The 21,974-nt window shown below is 53.3% G+C and carries 17 protein-coding genes; 12 read left to right on the forward strand and 5 right to left on the reverse strand.

Going from position 1 to position 21,974, the window contains the following annotated elements:
• Nucleotides 1–34 precede the first annotated feature (34 nt).
• A complete protein-coding gene (gene deoB / locus AB7038_RS12590) occupies nucleotides 35–1,258 on the forward strand; it encodes a phosphopentomutase (RefSeq protein WP_024475052.1) in 1,224 nt (407 codons plus the stop codon).
• Between the two features lie 68 nt (nucleotides 1,259–1,326).
• Nucleotides 1,327–2,046 carry a purine-nucleoside phosphorylase gene (gene deoD, locus AB7038_RS12595; protein WP_024475051.1) on the forward strand — a complete coding sequence of 240 codons (720 nt, stop codon included), beginning with the start codon at nucleotides 1,327–1,329 and terminating at the stop codon, nucleotides 2,044–2,046.
• An 837-nt stretch (nucleotides 2,047–2,883) separates the two neighbouring features.
• On the opposite strand, the gene AB7038_RS12600 is transcribed toward deoD, so the two are convergent.
• The 5 genes from AB7038_RS12600 to AB7038_RS12620 form a co-directional block, all read right to left on the reverse strand.
• Nucleotides 2,884–5,670, reverse strand: coding sequence for a M16 family metallopeptidase (locus AB7038_RS12600; RefSeq protein WP_369453428.1), 2,787 nt, complete (start codon nucleotides 5,668–5,670; stop codon nucleotides 2,884–2,886).
• Nucleotides 5,660–7,360, reverse strand: a complete 1,701-nt coding sequence (locus tag AB7038_RS12605; RefSeq protein ID WP_368889804.1) for an ABC transporter ATP-binding protein/permease — start codon at nucleotides 7,358–7,360, stop codon at nucleotides 5,660–5,662. The genes AB7038_RS12600 and AB7038_RS12605 overlap by 11 nt, the downstream gene beginning before the upstream one ends.
• A gap of 42 nt (nucleotides 7,361–7,402) precedes the next feature.
• The gene (locus AB7038_RS12610; RefSeq protein WP_369453429.1) at nucleotides 7,403–10,183 is read right to left on the reverse strand and encodes a secretin and TonB N-terminal domain-containing protein; all 2,781 of its coding nucleotides are present in this window, start codon (nucleotides 10,181–10,183) and stop codon (nucleotides 7,403–7,405) included.
• 65 nt (nucleotides 10,184–10,248) lie between these two features.
• Complete coding sequence (locus AB7038_RS12615; RefSeq protein ID WP_368889802.1) at nucleotides 10,249–11,211, reverse strand: FecR family protein; 963 nt, start codon at nucleotides 11,209–11,211, stop codon at nucleotides 10,249–10,251.
• Nucleotides 11,208–11,750: an RNA polymerase sigma factor gene (locus AB7038_RS12620; protein WP_368889801.1), complete on the reverse strand. Its 543-nt coding sequence runs from the start codon at nucleotides 11,748–11,750 to the stop codon at nucleotides 11,208–11,210. The genes AB7038_RS12615 and AB7038_RS12620 overlap by 4 nt, the downstream gene beginning before the upstream one ends.
• 192 nt (nucleotides 11,751–11,942) lie before the next feature.
• Between AB7038_RS12620 and AB7038_RS12625 the strand changes: the two genes are divergently transcribed.
• The 10 genes from AB7038_RS12625 (at nucleotide 11,943) to AB7038_RS12670 (ending at nucleotide 21,968) form a co-directional block, all read left to right on the forward strand.
• Entirely contained in the window at nucleotides 11,943–12,719 is a 777-nt protein-coding gene (locus AB7038_RS12625) for an energy transducer TonB (protein ID WP_369453430.1), read from the forward strand.
• A gap of 670 nt (nucleotides 12,720–13,389) precedes the next feature.
• Nucleotides 13,390–14,985: an ABC transporter substrate-binding protein gene (locus AB7038_RS12630; RefSeq protein ID WP_368889799.1), complete on the forward strand. Its 1,596-nt coding sequence runs from the start codon at nucleotides 13,390–13,392 to the stop codon at nucleotides 14,983–14,985.
• Nucleotides 14,985–15,953, forward strand: coding sequence for an ABC transporter permease (locus tag AB7038_RS12635; protein WP_368889798.1), 969 nt, complete (start codon nucleotides 14,985–14,987; stop codon nucleotides 15,951–15,953). The genes AB7038_RS12630 and AB7038_RS12635 overlap by 1 nt, the downstream gene beginning before the upstream one ends.
• Nucleotides 15,950–16,756, forward strand: a complete 807-nt coding sequence (locus AB7038_RS12640) for an ABC transporter permease (RefSeq protein WP_072872014.1) — start codon at nucleotides 15,950–15,952, stop codon at nucleotides 16,754–16,756. Before AB7038_RS12635 ends, AB7038_RS12640 begins: the two co-directional genes overlap by 4 nt.
• Nucleotides 16,756–17,553, forward strand: coding sequence for an ATP-binding cassette domain-containing protein (locus AB7038_RS12645; RefSeq protein WP_368889797.1), 798 nt, complete (start codon nucleotides 16,756–16,758; stop codon nucleotides 17,551–17,553). Before AB7038_RS12640 ends, AB7038_RS12645 begins: the two co-directional genes overlap by 1 nt.
• A 423-nt stretch (nucleotides 17,554–17,976) precedes the next feature.
• Nucleotides 17,977–18,279 carry an urease subunit gamma gene (locus AB7038_RS12650; protein WP_024475040.1) on the forward strand — a complete coding sequence of 101 codons (303 nt, stop codon included), beginning with the start codon at nucleotides 17,977–17,979 and terminating at the stop codon, nucleotides 18,277–18,279.
• 29 nt (nucleotides 18,280–18,308) lie between these two features.
• On the forward strand, nucleotides 18,309–18,731 hold the full coding sequence (locus tag AB7038_RS12655) for an urease subunit beta (RefSeq protein ID WP_004237083.1): 423 nt from the start codon (nucleotides 18,309–18,311) through the stop codon (nucleotides 18,729–18,731).
• A 67-nt stretch (nucleotides 18,732–18,798) separates the two neighbouring features.
• A complete protein-coding gene (locus tag AB7038_RS12660; RefSeq protein WP_369453431.1) occupies nucleotides 18,799–20,517 on the forward strand; it encodes an urease subunit alpha in 1,719 nt (572 codons plus the stop codon).
• A gap of 56 nt (nucleotides 20,518–20,573) precedes the next feature.
• The gene (gene ureE / locus AB7038_RS12665) at nucleotides 20,574–21,257 is read left to right on the forward strand and encodes an urease accessory protein UreE (protein WP_025153859.1); all 684 of its coding nucleotides are present in this window, start codon (nucleotides 20,574–20,576) and stop codon (nucleotides 21,255–21,257) included.
• A 24-nt stretch (nucleotides 21,258–21,281) separates the two neighbouring features.
• Nucleotides 21,282–21,968: an urease accessory protein UreF gene (locus AB7038_RS12670; protein WP_004237086.1), complete on the forward strand. Its 687-nt coding sequence runs from the start codon at nucleotides 21,282–21,284 to the stop codon at nucleotides 21,966–21,968.
• Nucleotides 21,969–21,974: the final 6 nt, after the last annotated feature.

A 21,974-nucleotide genomic window follows, 5' to 3' on the forward strand; every position in this document is an offset into this window, starting at 1 on the left:
TGCATCCTGACGTGATCTGACACAGGAGAGAAGTATGAAACGTACATTTATTATGGTGCTGGATTCATTCGGTATCGGTGCTGCACATGATGCCGCTGATTTCGGTGACACCGGCGCTGACACGTTAGGTCATATCGCACAGGCCTGTGCCCGCGGTGAAGCAGACAAAGGCCGCAAAGGGCCTCTGCATCTGCCGAATCTGTCCCGTCTGGGGCTGGGTAAAGCCGCAGAAGAATCCACCGGACACTTCCCGGAAGGTCTGGATAAGAATGCGGAGATTATCGGCGCATACGGCTATGCCGGTGAGTTATCCTCCGGTAAAGATACCCCGTCCGGCCACTGGGAAATTGCCGGTGTTCCGGTTTTGTTTGACTGGGGCTATTTCAGCGATCATGAAAACAGTTTCCCGCAGGAATTACTGGATATTCTCGTTAAACGTGCCAATCTGCCGGGTTATCTCGGTAACTGCCACTCATCCGGTACTGTGATTCTGGATCAGCTCGGCGAAGAGCATATGAAAACCGGCAAACCGATTTTCTATACCTCTGCGGATTCCGTTTTCCAGATTGCCTGTCACGAAGAGACGTACGGCCTGGAGAAACTGTATGAACTGTGTGAAATCGCCCGTGAAGAACTGACCAAAGGCGGTTACAACATCGGCCGTGTGATTGCACGTCCGTTTACCGGCGAAAAAGCCGGTTCATTTGAACGTACCGGTAACCGTCACGACTACGCGGTAGAGCCGCCGTCAGCCACTATGCTGCAGAAGCTGGTGGAAGAGAAGCAGGGCGAAGTGGTCTCCATCGGTAAAATCGCGGATATTTATGCCCATGTCGGTATCACCAAAAAAGTAAAAGCGACCGGCATCGATGCGTTGTTTGATGCATCACTGGAAGAGATGAAACTGGCGGGTGATAACACCATCGTGTTTACCAACTTTGTTGATTTCGATTCCTCCTACGGCCACCGCCGTGATGTGGCGGGTTATGCTGCTGCACTGGAGTTGTTTGACCGCCGTTTGCCGGAAATGCTGAAGCTGGTGAAAGAGGACGATATTCTGATCCTGACCGCAGATCACGGCTGTGACCCGACCTGGCCGGGTACCGATCACACCCGCGAACATATCCCTGTGCTGGTGTACGGGCCGAAAGTTAAACCGGGCTCACTGGGCTATCGTGAAACCTTCGCTGACATCGGGCAGACTGTTGCATCCTATTTTAATTTATCCCCGATGGATTACGGTAAAAACATGCTGTAATGTGTCTCTTTTTTCGGGCAGGCTTTCAGTCTGCCCTTTCCCTTTGGATTGACTGAAAGGATTTTTTTATGGCTACCCCTCACATTAATGCCGAACGTGGTGATTTTGCTGATGTTGTTCTGATGCCCGGCGATCCGCTGCGTGCGAAATACATTGCAGAAAATTTTCTGGAAGACATTAAACAAGTCAACAATGTGCGTGGCATGCTGGGTTTTACCGGAACCTATAAAGGCCGCCGTATCTCCGTGATGGGTCACGGTATGGGGATCCCGTCCTGCTCTATTTATGCCAAAGAGCTGATCACTGAGTTTGACGTGAAAACCATTATCCGTGTCGGCTCCTGCGGGGCTATCAGCCGTGATGTCAAACTGCGTGATGTGGTTATCGGCATGGGCGCGAGTACGGATTCCAAAGTGAACCGTCTGCGCTTCAAAGATAACGATTTCGCGGCTATCGCGGATTTCGGGCTGGTACGTAATGCGGTTGAAGCGGCAGAAACCGCCGGGATCCCGGCGCGTGTCGGTAATATCTTCTCTGCGGATTTATTCTATACACCGGATCCGCAAATGTTCGACGTGATGGAAAAATACGGCATTCTGGGCGTGGAAATGGAAGCCGCCGGTATTTATGGTGTAGCGGCAGAATTCGGTGCGAAAGCACTGACTATCTGCACTGTTTCTGACCATATCCGTACCGGTGAAAATTTACCGGCAGAAGAACGTCAGACGACTTTTAATGAAATGATCACTATCGCGCTGGAATCTGTTTTACTGGGCGATAAAAAGTAATTTATTTCAGTCATTATAAAAACCGCTGCCGGCATTATTTTTCGGCAGCGGTTTTTTTTATTGTTTACTGTTATCCGGTTCGGTATAAACTTCTGAAACACCATTTCCTATCGCAATTTTAAAACTAAAATCACAGGTTTTATTGAGAATTTTGGCACAGGCTATGAATATAATTAACGTCAATAATACTACTATAAAGGATAAACTGATTGTTCTTGCGGCGGATATTATAAAGTTAAAAATAATTATGGATAATTCTGGTATTTTTATCATATTAAAAGGGCACGTGAGTAAGTTAATAAGAAAGTAAAATAAGGTGCCTGATTAACCGCTACCTGTAACAGAGAGAAACGGGGGGATTTCTCCCCCCTCAGCACTAGCTGCCCTTATGAGGTGGCTGCGCCTGTACCAGTATATTCGAGCTATCAAAAGATAGCGACAAATAGCCTGTTATGTTAATTGTGACTGTAACGAAAAACATAAAGCAGAGTATAATTACAGTTGAATCTTTAACAGGTAATCTGGTCATTTCTCTTGACTCCTTTAATTTAAGGAGGCAGAATCCCTATTGTTCTGGTAGAGATTCGGCCCCGGTTTATGTTGAAAAACGTAATCGGGGCTTTCTTCTATCCGGAACAGGGAAAATATAACCTGATCCGGACAGAATCAGGCACCCGCAGAAAATATAACAACTGTGTTTTTCTTTATCTCTACCCCATTCGGGGGATAATACGGAGATATATCACAAAATATATTCTCATTATCCGTTAATACAATGATTGTTATTTTTTTCATTTAACGGAAATAATAAAACCGCTGTTAAGCGGCTTTATTTTATTATGGTGGTGTAAGCATAAATAATTTTTCATTCTCACCGCTGTAGCGGGATAATACCCGGTTTATATCCTCTGCAGTAATCTGATTAATTAACGCCTCTTCTGCGGTTATCCGCGTAAACGCATTATCGTCCCCGGCAATCTGCGCCAGTGATTCTGTCCAGAATGCAGCACTCTGGTAAACCTGCTGTTTTTCCAGTAACCAGTTGGCTCTGGCTTCTTTCAGGGCATTGTCACTGACACCGTCTGTTTTCAGGGTTTTCAGCACATTCCGGCTTAATGCCGTCATCTCTGCGGCGCGCTGAGGATCGGTGGTGAAATTCAGCCGGGCGCTGTAGTACGGCGACGGCAGTTTTGCCAGCATAGAGGAGAAACTCAGGGCATAAATACCGCCCGCCTGTTCCCGTAATGCACCGCGTAACTGTTTGCTGATGATGCTGTCGGCCAGTTGCAGTGTCAGGCTTTCTTTCTGTGACCACTGCGCCGGAGCGGCATACTGAATACTTACCATGGTTTTATCAGAACTGGCTATCGGGTAAGTCCGGCTGAAGGATTGCATTTTGGGTGCGATAGCCGGATCCCGCCACTGCAGGCGCAGCCCGGAAGCAGGCAGGGTGGCGATCCATTTCTCAACAGCCTGTTTTATCTGTTTTTTATCTGCCGCACCGCTGATCACCAGTGTCATGTCCTGTACCGGGCTGAGCAGGAGACGGTGATTTTGCTGTAACTGTGCGGCAGTAAACTGACGCCAGCCGCCGTTTTCATTTATTACCAGACGTTCGCCATTAGTATGGCTTTCGCGGTTGATGGCATCCAGGAAGCGGCGCTCCACCGGGGTGCTGTTCAGGCTTTCCAGCGTCAGCTGCTGATTGCGGCGTAATTTTTCGCCGCTGAACTGTGGCTGTGTGATCTTCAGATGCAGCAGTTTCAGCAGGGTATCCAGCTCTTCCGGCGGCGCTTCACCCCGGAATCCGTGGTTCAGCAGTTCGCTGTATGGCCGCAGACTGAGGCTGTGCTGTTTGCTGAATAAGGCCAGCTCACGGGCGCTCAGCTCACCGTAGCCGCTGCTTTCCGGTAGTTTCAGTGCCCAGTCGGTCAGTCCTTCCTGTCCGGCCGGCTCCAGTGAACGGCCGCCCGGAATGCGCAGATTGATCTGAATATTATCTTTCAGGCTTTTATCCTGATGCACAATCACCCGCAGACCGTTGGATAACTGCCACGATTCTGTGGACGGCAGCGGCAGTGCCTGCTCCTGAACGATAGTACCGGCTGCTGCCGGGGTAACATTCAGCGCAACCTGCCGCACGGTCAGGGAAAATGGCCCGGGATCGGACTGCCGGATCTGCTGCCAGCGGTCAGTGAACGCTTTCTCATCAAAACGGGCCTGTTCGCTGTCCGGCCCGAGCAGTGCCAGCCATGGTGATGCCTGATTCAGAAATCCGTTCACATGGGTTTTCAGCGTATCCGGCGTGACCGGTTTGAGCAGTTCCCATGCCGTGGTGAGCTGCTGACGCTTGTCCTGAACCGGCATTCGGTATTCCAGTGCGGTGGTGATGGTATCGGCGAGATAATCATTGCCGTAGCGGGATTCCACGGCAGCCTGCTGACTGAGTTTCGCCAGCAGACTCTGCCGGGCATCGTCCAGCTCTGCCTGTGTGACGGGCTGTGTCGCCAGGCGCTGAATTTCTGTCCACAATAAGGTGATACTGCCGGGGTAATCCGCGCCCTGCGGATGCACTATCATCAGTTGCTGAAGGCGGCGGCTGTCCAGCATAGCGCCCTGCGGGTTGATACTGGCGGCAGGCAGCTGTCCGTTATCCACCAGCGCAGTCAGGCGCTGATTGAGGATAGTCACCCAGAGATTATCCAGCAGGTCATCATATTGCCCGTCACGGGTATTGAGCGGTGCGCGGATATCTCTCTGCAGCGCGAACTGCATGATGCGCTGTCCCTGCTCCTTATCAAAGATTGGCTTTACCAGCAGCTCCGGCTGTGGTGCAAAACGCTGACGGGCCGGATCATCCTGTGCGGTATCTTTTTTGGCGGGCTGATTAAAATACGCCTCTGCCAGATTACTGACTTCATGGCGGTTAAACTGTCCGATAACCACCAGACTCATCCGCTGTGGCTGGTACCAGGTCTGATAATAGTCTTTTGCTGTGCTGACCGGCGCATGGCGGATCACATCCAATAACCCGATCGGGTCACGCTCCGCATAGAGACTGCCCGCATAGCGCAACTGCTCAAGGGCATTATTGATGCGGAAGCCGATGCCCTGGCGCAGCCGCCACTCCTCAATAATCACGGAGCGTTCTTTATCAAACGCAACAGGGTCAAAGGTCATGCCCTGTGCCCAGTCGGCGAGCACCTGCAAACCGGTCTGAATCTGTTCCGGCGTGGCCTGCGGCAGTGACAGTTTATAGACAGTCGAATTGAGGCTGGTGGCGGCATTGACATGGCTGCCGAGGTTCAGTCCCTGTTTTTCCAGCTGTTTAAAACTCTGCGTGTCCGGGAAATGCGTGGTGCCTTTAAAGGCCATATGTTCGGTGAAATGCGCCAGGCCGCGCTGCTCTTCTGTTTCCTGTAATGAACCGCTTTCCACCAGCAGCCGCAGCTCTGCGCCGGGTTGCGGGCGTGACAGAAGATACACATTCATGCCGTTTGCCAGGCGAATGTGCTGTAAATCACTGCGCTGCGGCAGCGGACGGTTATCTGTACCGGTTGTGCTGACAGCGGTACAACCGGTGAGGATCAGCACCACACCGGCAAAGGTCAGTTTATAATGCATATCGGACTCCTGATGTGCAGGTGGCGGCAGGGGAGGACAAGGCGATCACGCGATCTGCCTCCTGCTGAAGAAAACGCTGGTGGCTGACCAGCAGAAGTGTGCTGTCCGGCAGACGCTGACGGAGCAGACGGATCATGCGGACCGCATTGTCATCATCCAGTGCGGAGGTAATCTCATCGAGCAGCATCAGCTTCGGCTGACTGAGCAGCAGACGGGCGATCAGCAACCGCTGCTGTTCACCGCCGGACAGGCGCTGACGCCAGTCGGCATCGGTATCCAGCTGTGGTATCAGTGCGGTAAGCCCGGTAACGTCCAGCACCTCGCGGTACGCTTCCGGCGTGAACTGTGCGGCGGCATGCGGATAGGCGAGCAGGGATTTCAGTGTCCCGGATGGCAGATAAAGTGACTGCGGCACCCACATCACATCCTGTTCACGGCTGATATTGCCCCGGTAATAAGGCCAGTGGCCGCTGAGCGCGCGCAGCAGGGTCGATTTACCCAGCCCGGAGCGGCCGCTGATAATGGCAAATTCCCCGGCGTGCAGAGAGAGTGAAAAATTCTCCAGCAGCGGACGGTTATCCGGCAGCAGAATATCGGCGCAAACATCCAGGCGTACTGCGGAGTGACAGGTTTCGGTGACATCAGACACCGCGTCATTTTCCAGCAGGCGGACGAAATGGTACAGACGGGTTACCGTCGCCTGCCAGGCTGCTATCTCTTTATAGGCAAAAATAAACCAGCCGAGTGACGTCGCGACACTGCTGAATGCCTGACGCAGCTGCATTAATCCGCCCAGCATCAGTTCCCCGGCGAGGAATTTCGGCAGTGCAAACAGGATCGGTGCCAGCGCGGTTACCTGCTGATAACCCACGGTATAGAATGATAAATTCCGCTCGCAGCGGATCAGCTGATTCCAGTTGGCTGCCACCCGGGCAAAGCGGGCCAGTAACTGCTGTTTATCCTGCAACTCCCCCCGCTGCCCGGCAATGGCATCACCGTGCTGTCTGCGGGTGATCAGTGCCGCACGGTAATCCGCCTCACGCTGCTGTTTTTCCATATTCAGTTTGCGCAGCGGCCCGCCGATAAGCTGTGTCAGCGCAATACCCACGAGCGTGTAGGCGATACAGGCCCAGAACATATAGCCGTCGATGCGCCAGTCAGTACCGGCGACAGAGAGCATAATACTGCCGGAAAGCTGCCAGAGGATGGCGGCAAAGGAAATCAGGGTCAGCAGCGAATGCAGGAAGGTGATCAGCAGACTGAGGGTGGATTCCACCAGCAGGCGGACATCCTCGGCAATCCGCTGATCCGGGTTATCCGGCTCGCGGGCGGTCAGGCGCAGCAGGTAATGACGGCTCTGCGGCGACAGCCAGCGGCTGAGGATCTGTTCTGTCATCCCCTCCCGCCAGCGGATAGCCAGTTTCTGCCGGAAATACGTACCGAGCACCACCACCAGGATCAGTCCGCTGACCAGCACGACGAAAAATTTGATCAGCTGATACAGCGCCGCGCCGTCCAGCTTTTGCAGTGCATTGTAAAAATCCCCGTTCCACTGGTTCATGCGGATATTGAACCAGACGGAAGAGAGTGTCAGCCCGAGAGACAACAACAGTAAGAACCAGCAAAACAGGGCGGCACGCCGCCCCCAGAACGGCTTCACCAGCCAGAAAAATTGTTTTATTGTTTTCATTGATTATTCATAACGTTAAGAGACATTGCTCACATGCTCAGATTAAAAATCGTAATTCAGCTGTAACCAGAACTGACGGCCCGGATCATAGGCAATCACCTTGTTACCGGCATAGATAAAGGTATCCGCGACATTTTTGTTATTCAGGACGTTATTCACTTCCAGCGAGACAGACGCGCCGTAAGCAAACTCCGGTTTCCAGTTCACGCGGGTATCCCAGGTGAATTTGGATGCGAAATGCTCTTTCTGATAGACACGTAACTCGCCGTACTGCGGATCACGGACCACTTCGTTGTCATGACGGACAGCCTGATTACGCGCGCCCCACCATTGCAGGCGGTTGTACCAGGAAATATTGTAGTTATCCCAGTCACTGGTCAGCTCAACGTTCAGCTTCAGCGGTGAGTTAAAGTTGCTGGCAGGCAGATCACTGACATCGATCACTTTACCGCCGTACATCACTTTGTCGGAGTTAATAGCAGTGCCCGGCTCAAAGAAGGCATAGCCCTGGTCAGACGGGAAGTTGGTTTTGGTATCCTGCCAGACGATTGAAGAGGTAAAGACATGGGTTGCCTGTCCCCATTCCCACGGCTGGCTGTTACTGACGGCCAGGGTGACGGAGTCATGCTTGCTGCGTCCGGCATTATCAAAGGTTCGGATTTTTCCTTTATCGGAGTATTTATCCGACCCGGTCAGGTTGTTGTATTTGGTGCGGCTGCGGACTTCATCGTAACCTTCACGGTGGACATAGGTCAGGCGCCAGGTGGTGCTGAGGATTTCCTGTTGCAGGCCGAGGGAAATCTCATCGTTATACGGGGTTTTCAGTGAATCCAGGCCTTCATAATCATTGGTTTTATCCCAGGTCGGATCCATGCCCATAAAGCCGCACATATAGCATTTTTCCAGCCCGGCATTCTGCGCACCGTACAGGGCGTAGGTCAGCATAGAGCGGCCGTAATAACGGTTGGCACCGGCGATCAGCAGTGTTTCTTTATTGCCGGACAGATCATAAGTGGCGGCCAGGCGTGGTGCGACATTGGTGCGCTGAACAAAATCATCCCGATCCACGCGGATACCCGGACGCAGTGTCAGACGGCCAATCTCAATATTGTCATCGGCAAACAGCGCGTAGTTGTTATAACTGACAGAGGCTGTTCCCGGCAGGAAACGGTGGATATTGGTCATCTCCATGCCCATATCCGCATAAGTGGCTTTGTCATCACTGGTGTGATAATGCGATTTATCGCGGATATAGCGGCCTTTGGTATGGGTGGATTCCATCCCGAGTGTCGGGCGGTGTGTTATTCCGAACCCTTCTGCCGGCAGGAAACGGGCAACGGCTTTGGTGGTGACATTGTCCTGCTCTGTCCGCAGATCACCCAGTCCGCCCATTTTGGTGTTAACAATCGTTTTGCCGTCCGGTAACCGGTTCTTCATTTCATAGAAATTCTGCTCGTCATTCACGCGGTTATCTTTCAGTTTCTGATAACCCAGGGTGAATTCCAGATCAGCCAGGCTGGTCTGGTGCTTCAGAACACCGGTCACACCTAATCCTTTGTGGTTATTGTCATAACCGGAGTTGGCAATATTGGAGGCGAATAAACGGGCTTTATAATCGGAGTAATTCAGTGAAATATCGGCGGTGGTGACCGGCGAAAGATCCATCGCATACTTCACAAACAAGTTGTCTGAGGTGCGTTTCTGGTTGCGTTTGCGCTTATCAAATTCATAACCGACCAGATCATAGCCGTCCATCACTGCCATCAGTACCGAGGTATTGGCCGGGATGGTGGAGGTTCGGCGGGAGGCAGATACCGTGAGGCCGCTGTTTTCGGTTACACCGACTTCAAACCAGCCGCCGAAATCGTGTTTGTTATATTCATTCTGGAAACGGGCCGGGTGGCTGATATCATTTTTTGATGAATCAATCGGCTGTGAGGAATCCTCAAACAGATGATTCCAGGCGGAGCGGGTGGTGCGGTAATACATATGGCCGCTGTTTTCGCCGTTCCAGCGGCGGCTGGTGACATCCACACTGCCGCCGGTAAAACCGCCGAACTCCACCGGGATGTTGTTATCGTAAACCGTCACGCTGTCGATCAGACGGCTGTCGATATACATGCCCTGGTCGCCGCTGTCCAGACGGGTGGAGGTTTCGCCCAGGGTATCTTTTGCCGGGTCGAAATCGTTGTTAAAACTGATGCCGTCAAGTTTATAGGCGTTCTGGAAACTGGACGCGCCGTGAATGGAAATCCGTGACGGTTTGATTTCGCCCTGATTGAGGGACGAGCTGTCATTACCGGCGAACTGCACCGCCGGATTGGTGCGCAGCAGCTCCGTGACGTTGCCGTCACCGGTATTGCGCTGGCGGATCTCCTCCGCAGTAATGTATTGCGGGGCCGACATGACATCGGTGGCCGGATGGTAAGCCAGTTCGCCCTGAACCCGGGTTTCCGGGATTAAAATGGTTTCCGCTTCCGTGGTCAGCGGGCGGATAACATAGCTGCTGCCCTGCTGTACCAGTGTCAGGCCGGAGCCTGCCAGCAGTGTCTGAATGGCGGTCTGCGCGGAATAGCTGCCGTGCAGAGCCGGTGCCCGCAGTGCGCCGAGCTGCCCGGCATCATACAGTAACTGGATTTGTCCCTGCTGCGCGATGGTGTTCAGCGAACGGCTCAGTGCCTGTTCCGGCAGATCAAGCGTGAGATCCGCCGCTCCTGCCGGTGCCGCTGTCAGCCCGAGTGCCAGCACAATGGCGGAACTGACAGCCCTGATGCTGAATGGTGATGGTTTTATTGTCATTTTTATCATTTCCGGAAGTGTCATAGTTATCCCCTGTATCAGAAGACGCGGAAATGAGAATTATCCTCACCTGATAATTATTCTTTTTTTCATTTATTTTTATTTTTCTTCACAATCAACAGGCTGCCGTCATGCAGTTCTGTAACTTCAACCGGTAACAGCAGCGGCAGTGCGGTGAAAAAGGCATCAGTTTCGGAGAGGGTGACCCGGCCGGAGACGGTCAGATCCGCCGCATTGGCGGCAAGTGAGACGGGGCGGTTGCTGTATGGTGCGAGGCGGTCAACAACATCACGCAGCGGGGTATCGGTGAGGGTGATTTGTCCGTTGCGCCATTCCCCGGCCTGTTCCGGCGGGATATGGCTGAGCAGCAGAGCCGATCCCTGCGCAGGGCTGACGGCTTTATCCCCGGCACGCAGATACACCGGTTTTTCATCCGGCGTATCCCGCAGGGCGACAATCCCGTTTGCCACAGAGACCGCCACTTCCGTTCCCCGGCGGCTGACATCAAATTCCGTACCGACAACGGTTATCTCTCTGCCGTCCGCGCGGATAACAAACGGCCGCCACGGGTTGGATTTCACCTGAAAAAAAGCGGTACCGCGCACCAGGGAAATGCGGCGGTGCGTCTGTTCGTAGGCAATATCCGCTTCGCTGTCACGGCTGAGAAAAATACGGCTGCCGTCCGGCAGGATCATGGATTTGCTTTCTGAGGCGGTGGCGAGCGTCAGGTTATCCATCAGCAGGGCGGGTAACTGACTGTAGGGCAGAAACAGCATCACCAGGATAAACAGCCCGGCGAGGGTATGGCGCAGCGGACGCAGAAGCGGAAAAGCCCCGGCGGGTGCCGGCTCCGTGATTTCCGGGCGCGGCAGGGCCGACATCTCCCGCCACAGCAGCGCCATATCATCAAACGCCTGCCGGTTTTCCGGGGAAGCTGCCAGCCATGTCTGTAGTTCCCGCTGCTGCTGTGCCGTCATGCTCTGGCTGTGCCAGCGTGTAAACCACAATGCGGCGGCGTCTTCCCGTTCGTCCTGCTCCCGCCGGTCTGTCATTCCCCGTCCTTCTGTTCTGCGGCATTCATGGCGCGTTTACATTGCAGCAGGGCGCGGGCGATATGCTTTTCCACCATACTGACAGAAATATCCATCCGTTCGGCAATGTCACTTTGCGAAAGTCCGTCAAACCGGTAAAGCACAAAGGCTTCCCGCTGACGGGGCGGCAGTTCATTCAGCACCTGATACAGCCGGTCCAGCCGCTGCCGGTGTTCGAGCTGTATCTGTGGATCAGCGTGTGCCTGTGTCACTTCCGCGGTCAGTGAATCATCCCACTCACTGACCTGATCGCGGCCCTTCCGCCGGCTGTGACGCCAGTGGTCGGTCAGCACATTGTTGGCGATCTTAAACAGGAACGCGCGGGTTTCCTGCACAGAGGTCTCGTTGCCGCCTTTGAGCCAGCGGGCAAACACATCCTGCGACAAATCCCGTGCATCCTGACTGTTGCCCAGCCGCTTATGGAAGAAGCGGACAAGCTGATGGTAGGTTGAGTGATAAGCGCCGGCGATAAGCCTGCTTACCGATTTTTCAGTCGTCATTTTTCTGGTGTGTATCGAAGTCATCGTAATTGAAGGAGTCATTACGCATTGCTTAGAAAAATCCAAAAAATCTCATTGTTGTTATTTGAATTATTATTTAATAATAAAAAGCAATATCATTTGCGTTATCATTATGCCTGTAATTTTACAAATTGAAATACGTGAATAACGATTAAAAAAGTGAGTTGAGTGATGTTGAATGTGGCTGCGGCCTGTTATCAGAACAGGCGATATTCAGTCGGCGGCACCGCTGCCAGTGTGGGGGCTCACGCGCTGCTGCTGGCACTGTTTCTGGGCTGGCTGAGTTTTTCAGCGGACGAGCCGAAAGGTATGCTGCCCCCGGCGTTTGTACTGATGCCGGGAGTTTATCAGCTGGAAAGTGCACCGCCGGAAAAGGCGGAAGGTGTCAGACAGGTGATGTCACAACCGGCACCACAGCCGGTGGCTGAGCCGGAGCGGGAATCTGCTGTCGATAAACTGGCGGTTTCTGATCAGGGCACATGGACGCGGAAAGCGGAGAAACCAAAGAAAAAAGCAGAGAAAAAGCCTGTAACGGAGATCAAAATGCCGGAAACGGATAACCCGTCCCCGGTACTGGCAGAAAGTACTTCCGCGCCGCGTCAGGGCGACAGTTCCGCGAGCCGTGCGGATTTTACCAGTCATGCGCCGCAGCCGGTCAGCGGCAGTACCGGCTGGGAAAGCACAGTGTATTCGCATCTGGCGAAGTACAAACGCTACCCGCGCGCACTGCTGCGCTATAAATCCACCGGCGTTTCTCATGTGAAAGTGACACTGAACATGCAGGGAAATGTTGTTTCTGCGGAGCTGGTTAATTCATCCGGCACAAAATTGCTGGATAAAGAAGCGCTTGCCACCGTACAACGGGCATCACCTTTCCCGCTGCCGCCACAGGAACGCGGCAGAAACGGCCATATTGAGATAGTCACTCCCATCGGTTTTTACCTGTAACCAGCAGACAATTCCCGAAGTTACGTTTTTATTACCAGGAATTGTCTGTATTTTCCGCGTTTTTATTTCCTCCGTTATCTTTTCTCTGCTTAATATTTCGGTTTTTCTGTGGGTTTTCTTAATTTATCTGAATGAGTTTCAGTTACTCATATTGCAACAGGCGCAGTAAAGCGAGTTCAGACCTGGATAAAATCCTGTGATGACGTGTCATGATTATATTTTCCGAAAGAAAATAGTTAATTTTATTAATTAATAATGCTGAAGAGAATTCAACCGTTATAATCAAAAAGAGTGTGCTAAGCTGTTAAGAAATGTGTGACTGTCATGCTGATAATATTGCCTGCGAGCCCGTGTGTAAGCATCATAATACCTTGGCAAATAATCATTTTTAGTCTGTTTACGGGTAGATTGTTACAAAATATTTCATTCTGAAATTATCAGAGAAATATGTAATGATGTTATTATTCAGCAGCATTATTTAATAAAAGAATTTAATATATGAGAAATCCGATTTTTACCACGATTCATTAATATGCATCATTTTCGGACGTGATTTTAGTGGTATAAACTCTGTTTTCTTTGGTAGATTAATTTTTTATAGGTGATTTTGCGTAACGCCGGATTAACTCAAAATTAAACATTGTCAATTTTAGTTAGGTAAGGACAAGTAATGACTAAAAAGTCAGTTTTTGCAAGAACACTCGTCTCTCTGCTGTTAGGTACAGCAATCAGTGCTTCAGCGCTGGCTGCGGCAGAAAATACCGGTCATACATTGCGGCTGGCCATCGGCGCAGAACCGACAGAAGGGTTTGACCCGATGCTCGGCTGGAGCCACGGCAGTTATCTGTTACTGCACAGCCCGCTGCTCAAACAAAAGGCCGATCTTTCCTGGCACAGCTATCTGCTGGACAGCTACGACCACAATGCCGACGGCAAAGAGTGGACACTGAAGCTGAAAAAAGACCTGAAATTCTCTGACGGCTCCCCGCTGACCGCCAAAGATGTGGCGTTCACCTATAACAATGCGGCCGCCGGCGGCGGCAAAATCGACATGGGTAACTTTGCCAAAGCGGAAGAAATTGACCCGCTGACAGTGAAAATTACCCTGTCCGAACCTCAGAGTACGTTTATCAATGTGCTCGGCTCTCTCGGGATTGTGTCCGCTGATAAATATGATGCCAGAGAATATGCCCAAAAACCGGTGGGTGCCGGGCCGTACCGTCTGGTGGCTTTCCAGCCGGGCCAGCAGCTGATTGTTGAGGCTAACCCGTATTACGCGGGGCCGAAAAATGACTTTAATAAACTGGTGTTTGTCTTCCTGGATGAGGATGCCGCCTTTGCTGCCGCACAGAGCCGTCAGCTTGAGGTTGTCCGCATTCCGCCGGTGATTGCCGCGACCGCCGGTGATGTCAAAGGGATGAAACTGGTGGAGCGCGCCAGCGTGGAAAACCGCGGTATTGTCTTCCCTATCCCGAAAGCCGGTGAAAAAGATGCACAGGGTTACCCTGTCGGTAACGATATCACCTCTGATGTTGCCATCCGTAAAGCTATCAACTATGCGATTGACCGCAAACTGCTGTCTGAGCAAGTGATGGAAGGGTACGCCGTACCGGCCTTTACCGGTGTTCACGGCCTGCCGTGGAACAACCCGGAAGCCGCCTTTAAAGATGGTGATGCGGAAAAAGCAAAACAGATCCTGGAAGAAGCCGGCTGGAAACTCAATAAAGACGGGCTGCGCGAGAAAGACGGCAAAGTCGCCAAACTGACGCTGTGGTACACCAGCGGGGATACCACCCGCCGTGACCTGGCACAGGCTATCCGCGCCTTCCTGAAACCTGTCGGCATTGAACTGGATTTACAGTCCGGCAGCTGGGAAACCGTCGAACGCCATATGCACGCCAACCCGACACTGTTCGGCTGGGGCAGTCTGGATCCGATGGAGTTAGTCCATCACTACAGCAGTAAAGCGGCGGGCGTGGAATTTTACAACCCGGGCTATTACAAAAATCCGCAGGTGGATGCCATCCTTGAAAAAGCCATGAGTGCACCGGACCAGGAAGCGGCTATTCCTGTCTGGCAGCAGGTGGACTGGAACGGCAAAACCGGTACCGGGATTAAAGGGGATGCCGCCTGGGCGTGGCTGCTGAATGTGCAGCATACCTATGTGGTGAGTGATTGTGTTGATTTGGGCAAGGGTGCACCGGAGATCCACGGATCATGGTCACTGCTCAACAGCGTGGATGCCTGGGCCTGGACCTGTAAATAATGCGCAGTGCCCTGTTCCTTTTCGTGCGGTTTGTTTGTCTGCTGACGGTCACGGCGGCGGGGGTGTTTATCCTCCTCAGTTATTCGCCCATTGACCCGATCAGAGCCTATATCGGAAATGATCTTCTGCATGTGCCGCCGGAGCAGTATCCGGCAATCGCTGCCCGCTGGGGGCTGGATCAGCCGCTGTGGCAGCGGTTCTGGATCTGGTTCTCACAGATGCTGCGGGGTGATCTCGGTTACTCCATGCTGTATAACGCGCCGGTGTCAGAGGTGATTTCGGCGCGGCTCGGGCCGTCACTGGCACTCCTTATCAGCGCCTGGCTGCTTTCGGGCATTGCCGGGCTGCTGCTGGGGCTGGTGGCCGGGCGTTACCTGAACCGCTGGCCGGACAAAATTATTTCGGCGCTGTCGTATCTGCTGGCTTCGATACCGACATTCTGGATAGGGCTGCTGCTGCTGTCGCTGTTTGCGGTCACCCTGAACTGGGCACCAATCTGCTGTGCCTGGCCGATGGGCGAGGATGCGGACACGGCAACCGTCGGGCAGAAAATTCATCACCTGATTCTGCCGGTGCTGGCACTGGGCTTACTCGGTGTCGGTAATATTGCCCTGCACACACGGGCAAAAGTGGCGGAAGTGATGGGGACCGAATTTATCCGTTATGCGAAAGCGCAGGGGGATAAAGGCTGGCCGATGATTAAATTTCATGTGTTGCGTCACGCCATTACCCCGGCACTCTGTTTACAGTTTGCCTCTGTGGGGGAACTGCTGAGCGGTTCGCTGCTGGCGGAGAAAGTGTTCGCTTATCCCGGACTGGGACAGGCGACGATAGACGCAGGGCTGCGGGGGGATATCCCGCTGCTGATGGGTATTGTGATGTTTTGCGCGATCCTGATTTTTATCGGTAACAGCACGGCGGATATTTTACTGCGCCGCGTGAATCAGGGAGTGATCCGCGAATCATGACACATAACCCGAACCGTGCGCTGTTAAAACTGACGGGCACATTACTGATGCTGATCCTGCTGGGCGTGTATGCCATCTGGATCACACACACTGATATTGATATGGATTTCCTGGCGCGGCGGCAGGCACCGTCTGTCACGCACTGGTTCGGCACTGACAGCCTGGGGCGTGATCTGTGGGATCGCACCTTTCAGGGCATGGCAACCAGTCTGCAGATCGGACTGATTTCCGCCCTGACCAGCGGGCTGGTGGCGCTGACGATGGCCGGGTTATCAACAATTAATAAAGGAACAGATTATCTGGTGCGCGGGGTGATTGATGCACTGCTGGCACTGCCGCACCTGCTGCTGCTGATTTTAATCTGTTTCACTCTGGGCGGCGGAAAATCCGGCGTGATCTGGGCGATAGCGCTGACACACTGGCCGAAACTGACGCTGATCCTGCGCTCGGAAATCCTGCGGGTGCGGGAAACGGATTATGTGATGCTGGCACAGCGTATGGGAAATTCACGGCTGTATTGCTGGCGTCATCATTATCTGCCAATGTTATTACCGCAGTGGATTGTCGGTACACTGCTGATGTTCCCGCATTCGGTACTGCACAGTGCGGCGCTCAGTTTTCTGGGCTTCGGGCTTGCGCCGCATGAGGCATCACTGGGGATCCTGTTGTCAGATGCACTGCGCTATCTCAGTACCGGTGCCTGGTGGCTGGCATTTTTCCCGGGACTGGTGCTGGTCGGACTGGTGTTACTGTTTGATCAGTTTGCGAAAGCCTTACAACAGCTCTGGCTGAGGATCGCATAATGCTGAAATTTGACCGGCTTGCCATTGATGTCGCGCAGTTCAGCTGGCTGCGGAAAAAACGCTGGCAGCCGCTGCTGACAGATATTTCCCTGGCGGTTCAGCCCGGTGAGCTGGTGGCGCTGGTCGGCAGCAGCGGGGAAGGCAAAAGTCTGCTTCTGCAGAGTGCGCTGGGGCTGCTGCCGGACAATATGCGCTGCCGGGGGGCTATCTCGCTGGCGGGGGAAACGCTGACGGAAGAGAGCAAGCAGCTGCACCGCGGCAACACCCTGTGTTACGTGCCGCAGGGCGTGAGTGCGCTTAATCCGCTGGTGCGGGTCGGCCCGCAGCTGGAACGCGCGGCCACACTCAGCGGTATGCATGTGAAGATGCACGACGTGGCGCGCCAACTGCAACGTTATAACCTCCGGCCTGAGCTGACGGATGCGTTTCCGAACCGGCTTTCAGGCGGGATGGCAAAGCGGGTGCTGACCTGCGGCGCGACGCTGACCGGAGCGCAGTATATTTTGGCGGATGAAATTACCTCCTGGCTGGATGATGAACACGCGGGGCAGATACTTGCGCACCTGAAAGTGCTGTGTGCGGACGGGCGCGGCGTATTGTGGGTCACGCATGATCTGGCGATGGCCGCCCGCTTTGCTGACCGGATTGCCGTGCTGCGTCACGGGGTTTTACAGGAAACACTGACGTCGCAGGCATTACTGAACGGGGAAGGCAGCCTGTGGCTGCAGTCACTGTGGGACGCACTGCCGGAGCACCGTTTTCTGGCGGGGCGGAAATATACCGGAATGAGGCAGTAATAAGAATGACGGATGAATACAGGTGATAATCCGCTTTTATTCGTCCGTATCTGAGTATTTTTTATTTATTTGCTGAAAATCAGCAGGGTTATTTATTTTTTATTTAAACACAGTAGCGGATATTAATTCATTTATATGCGGTAACGGAAACTCCGCATAGTCTGAAAGGGATCTGAACCTCGTTTTCTTATCAGGAGAACAGCGGTGCATGATTTATTTTTTTATGGCTGATTAACAGCTTACATTTTTCACACTTTAGTATTTCCGGGTGTGCGCCTGCGCATGTCCGGCGGTCAGTGGCGGATTGTGTCTGCATTCAGCGGATGCGTCACTGAAATAAAAACTGAAATCACGGTATCCCGGAATACTGATAATCCGGATTGCTGTCTGATGACTCTGTTTTCATTCAATTGTGGAGGCGTTATGCAATTAACCCCGAGAGAAGTTGAAAAGCTGATGGTATATACCCTGGCGGATGTCGCGCAGCGACGCCGTGCCAGAGGGGTAAAACTGAATTACCCGGAAGCGGTCGCGATTATTACCGTGACAGCCCTGGAAGGCGCCCGTGACGGCAAAACAGTGGAAGACGTGATGAAAGAAGCTGCCACTGTGCTGACCAAAGCCGACGTGATGGAAGGGGTGGATGATTTAATCCCGAATGTGCAGGTTGAGGCGATTTTCACAGACGGCAGCCGTCTGGTGACGGTTCATAACCCAATCAAATAAACGTACAGCAAAAAGGTGAGGTTCTGATTATGAGTAATACAAAACAACCCACGCCGTTAGGCGGAGTCATTTTTGCGGATACCCCGATTGAATTTAATACCGGTAAACCGGAAACCAAAATTAAAGTCCGTAATACCGGGGATCGTCCTATTCAGGTCGGTTCGCATTTTCACTTCTTTGAAGTGAACCATGCCCTGGAATTTGATCGCGAAGCGGCTTACGGCAAACGCCTGAATATTTCATCCACCACCGCAATCCGTTTTGAGCCGGGTGATGAAACCGAAGTTTCTCTTATTCCTTACGGCGGTAAACAGACAGTTTACGGGTTTAACAACCTGGTGGACGGCTGGGCCGGTAATAATGTGGCCACCAGCGAACGTCCGGCAAAAGCGATTGCCCTGAACGAGGCAATTGCCCGCGGTTTCAGCCATAAAGCAGAAGCGAAGAAGTAATTCTCCGTCCTGACACGATTTTCCGGCAGTGATGCACAGGCATCCTGAACGAAATAAGGAACACGTTATGCCACAGATTTCCAGACAAGAATATTGCGGCCTGTTCGGGCCGACCACCGGAGACAAAATCCGTCTCGGTGATACTGATCTCTATATCGAAATTGAAAAAGACTTACGCGGTTACGGCGAAGAATCTGTTTACGGCGGCGGGAAATCCCTCCGTGACGGGATGGGCGCGAACAACACGCTGACCAGCGACAACGGCGTGCTAGACCTGGTTATCACCAACGTTACGATTCTGGATGCCAAATTAGGTGTCATCAAAGCGGACGTGGGTGTGAAGGACGGTAAAATTGTCGGTATCGGCAAGAGCGGTAACCCGAACCTGCAGGACGGTATCACTCCGGGAATGGTTGCCGGTGTGGCCACCGATGCTATCTCCGGTGAGCATCTGATCCTGACAGCGGCGGGTATCGATACCCACATTCACCTGATCTCACCACAGCAGGCTTATGCGGCGCTGTCCAACGGTGTCACCACCTTCTTCGGCGGTGGTATCGGGCCGACAGACGGTACCAACGGGACAACGGTTACCGCCGGTCCGTGGAACATCCGCGCGATGCTGCGTTCACTGGAAGGTTTACCGGTTAACGTCGGTATGCTCGGTAAAGGTAACTCTTTTGCCCGCGATCCGCTGGTTGAACAGATCATTGCCGGTGTTGCCGGTCTGAAAGTTCACGAAGACTGGGGTGCAACCTCCAACGCCCTGCGTCATGCCCTGCGTGTGGCGGATGATTATGATATCCAGGTTTCTGTCCATACCGACAGCCTGAACGAAGGCGGTTATGTGGAAGATACCATCGAAGCCTTTGAAGGCCGGACTATCCACACTTACCACACCGAAGGTGCGGGCGGCGGTCACGCGCCGGATATCATCAAAGTGGTCAGCCAGCCGAACGTGCTGCCGAGCTCCACTAACCCGACACTGCCGTACGGTATCAACAGCCAGGCAGAACTGTTCGACATGATCATGGTGTGTCACAACCTGAACCCGAATGTCCCGGCTGACGTTTCCTTCGCGGAAAGCCGCGTGCGTCCGGAAACCATCGCAGCGGAAAACGTGCTGCATGATATGGGGGCAATCTCCATGTTCTCCAGTGACTCCCAGGCGATGGGCCGTGTCGGTGAGAACTGGCTGCGTGTGATCCAGACCGCTAACGCCATGAAAGCGGCGCGCGGCAAGCTGCCGGAAGATGCGGCGGGTAACGATAACTTCCGTGTTCTGCGTTACGTGGCAAAAATCACCATCAACCCGGCGATTGCCCAGGGTATCAGCCATGTGCTCGGCTCAGTCGAAGTCGGCAAAATGGCGGACCTGGTCCTGTGGGATCCGCGTTTCTTCGGCGCGAAACCAAAACTGGTTATCAAAGGCGGCATGATCAACTGGGCAGCCATGGGTGACCCTAACGCCTCCCTGCCGACACCGCAGCCGGTCTTCTATCGTCCGATGTTCGGTGCGATGGGTAAAACCCTGCAGGATACCTGTGTGACCTTCGTTTCCCGGGCAGCACTGGAAGATGGTGTGAAAGAGAAAGCGGGTCTGGAGCGCGAAGTTGTCGCGGTTCAGGGCATGCGCACCACCACTAAACGCGACCTGGTCCGTAACGGCGAAACCCCGGATATCGAAGTGGATCCGGAAACCTTCGCGGTGAAAGTTAACGGGGAACACGCGACCTGCCAGCCAATCTCGGTGGCGGCGATGAACCAGCGTTATTTCTTCGGCTGATTGACTTCCCCGGCGGGTGCTGTTCAGCCCGCCGGGCATAACAAAAAGGTAATTCCATGATCCTCATTGAGCACATTCTCGGCAACGTCAGAAAAGATCAGGCGTGGGCTGATAAAGCGAACGACATGACGGTGGATATGCTGATCCTCGATCAGCGTGAAGCCCAGAAAAGCCGCTGCCGTAAACACACCCAAAACGGGCTGGATATCGGGATCGCGCTGGATCGCAACGTGCTGTTGTCTGACGGAGATGTGATCCACACCGATGACGCCGCCAATACGATGGTTGTTGTCCAGATCGATCTGCGTGATGTCATGGTTGTTGATCTTAAACGTCTTCAGGGCAGCACGCCGGAAGAGCAGATCCGCATCAGTTTTGAACTGGGCCATGCGCTCGGTAACCAGCACTGGAAAGCCGTTATCAAAGAAAACAAAGTGTATGTCCCGCTGACCGTCAGTGAAAAAGTGATGGAATCGGTGATGCGCACCCACGGCTTCGGCAATGATACGTTTGCCTTCGTCAAAGGCGAAACCATTCTGCCGATCCTGACCAACTCAGAATCCCGCCTGCTGTTCGGCGGCGCGGAAGAGACAGATACTCATGTGCATGTGGCACATAACCACGGGCACTCACATTCACACGGGCACGATCACGGGCACAGCCATGATCATGACCACAGTCACGACCACGGACACAGTCATGATCATCACCACGATCACGACCATGACCACAAACACTGACAGACCGGAACGGGAGAACGTGTGATGAAAGCGGCTGATCTTATCCGGATCATGCAGTTTGGTGATTCGGCACTTCCCGTCGGCGCCTTTACTTTCTCAAACGGTGTGGAATCGGCGATTCAGACGGGTGTGGTACATGATGCCGAAACCCTGAAAGGCTTTGTCCGCACCGCGCTGAAACAGGCGGCGAGCGGTGATGGTATTGCCGTTGTCGCGGCACACCGCGCAGTGCTTGCCGGTGATAACGATGCCATTCTGCGGGTCGACCGGGCGGTGAATAACCGCAAACTGAATGAAGAAGCCCGCCTGATGGCAACGCGGATGGGGAAAAAACTGGCAGAAATTTCTGTCCATATTTTTGACGATCCGCTCGTGGCATGGTGGCTGGCACAGATTAAAAGCGGGGACACCCCGGGCACTCAGCCTGTTACTCAGGCCATTGTGATGGCGGTACAGGGTATCGGCGAACGCGAAGTGGTGGTTATGCATCAGTACGGGATCGCAATGACGATCCTCAGCGCCGCCATGCGCCTGATGCGGATCACGCACTTTGAAACACAGCACATTTTATTTGAGCTGAACAACGACATTGAAACCTTCTGCGATATCGCAGCCTGCGGCGACATTGAACAGATGTCTTCCTATGTGCCGGTGATCGACGTCCTTGCGGCAGTTCATACCAAATCTTTTGTCCGCCTGTTTATGAACTGACAGGCG

The organism is Morganella morganii, from assembly GCF_041099235.1.
In the GTDB taxonomy this organism is placed as follows: Bacteria; Pseudomonadota; Gammaproteobacteria; order Enterobacterales; family Enterobacteriaceae; genus Morganella; species Morganella morganii_E.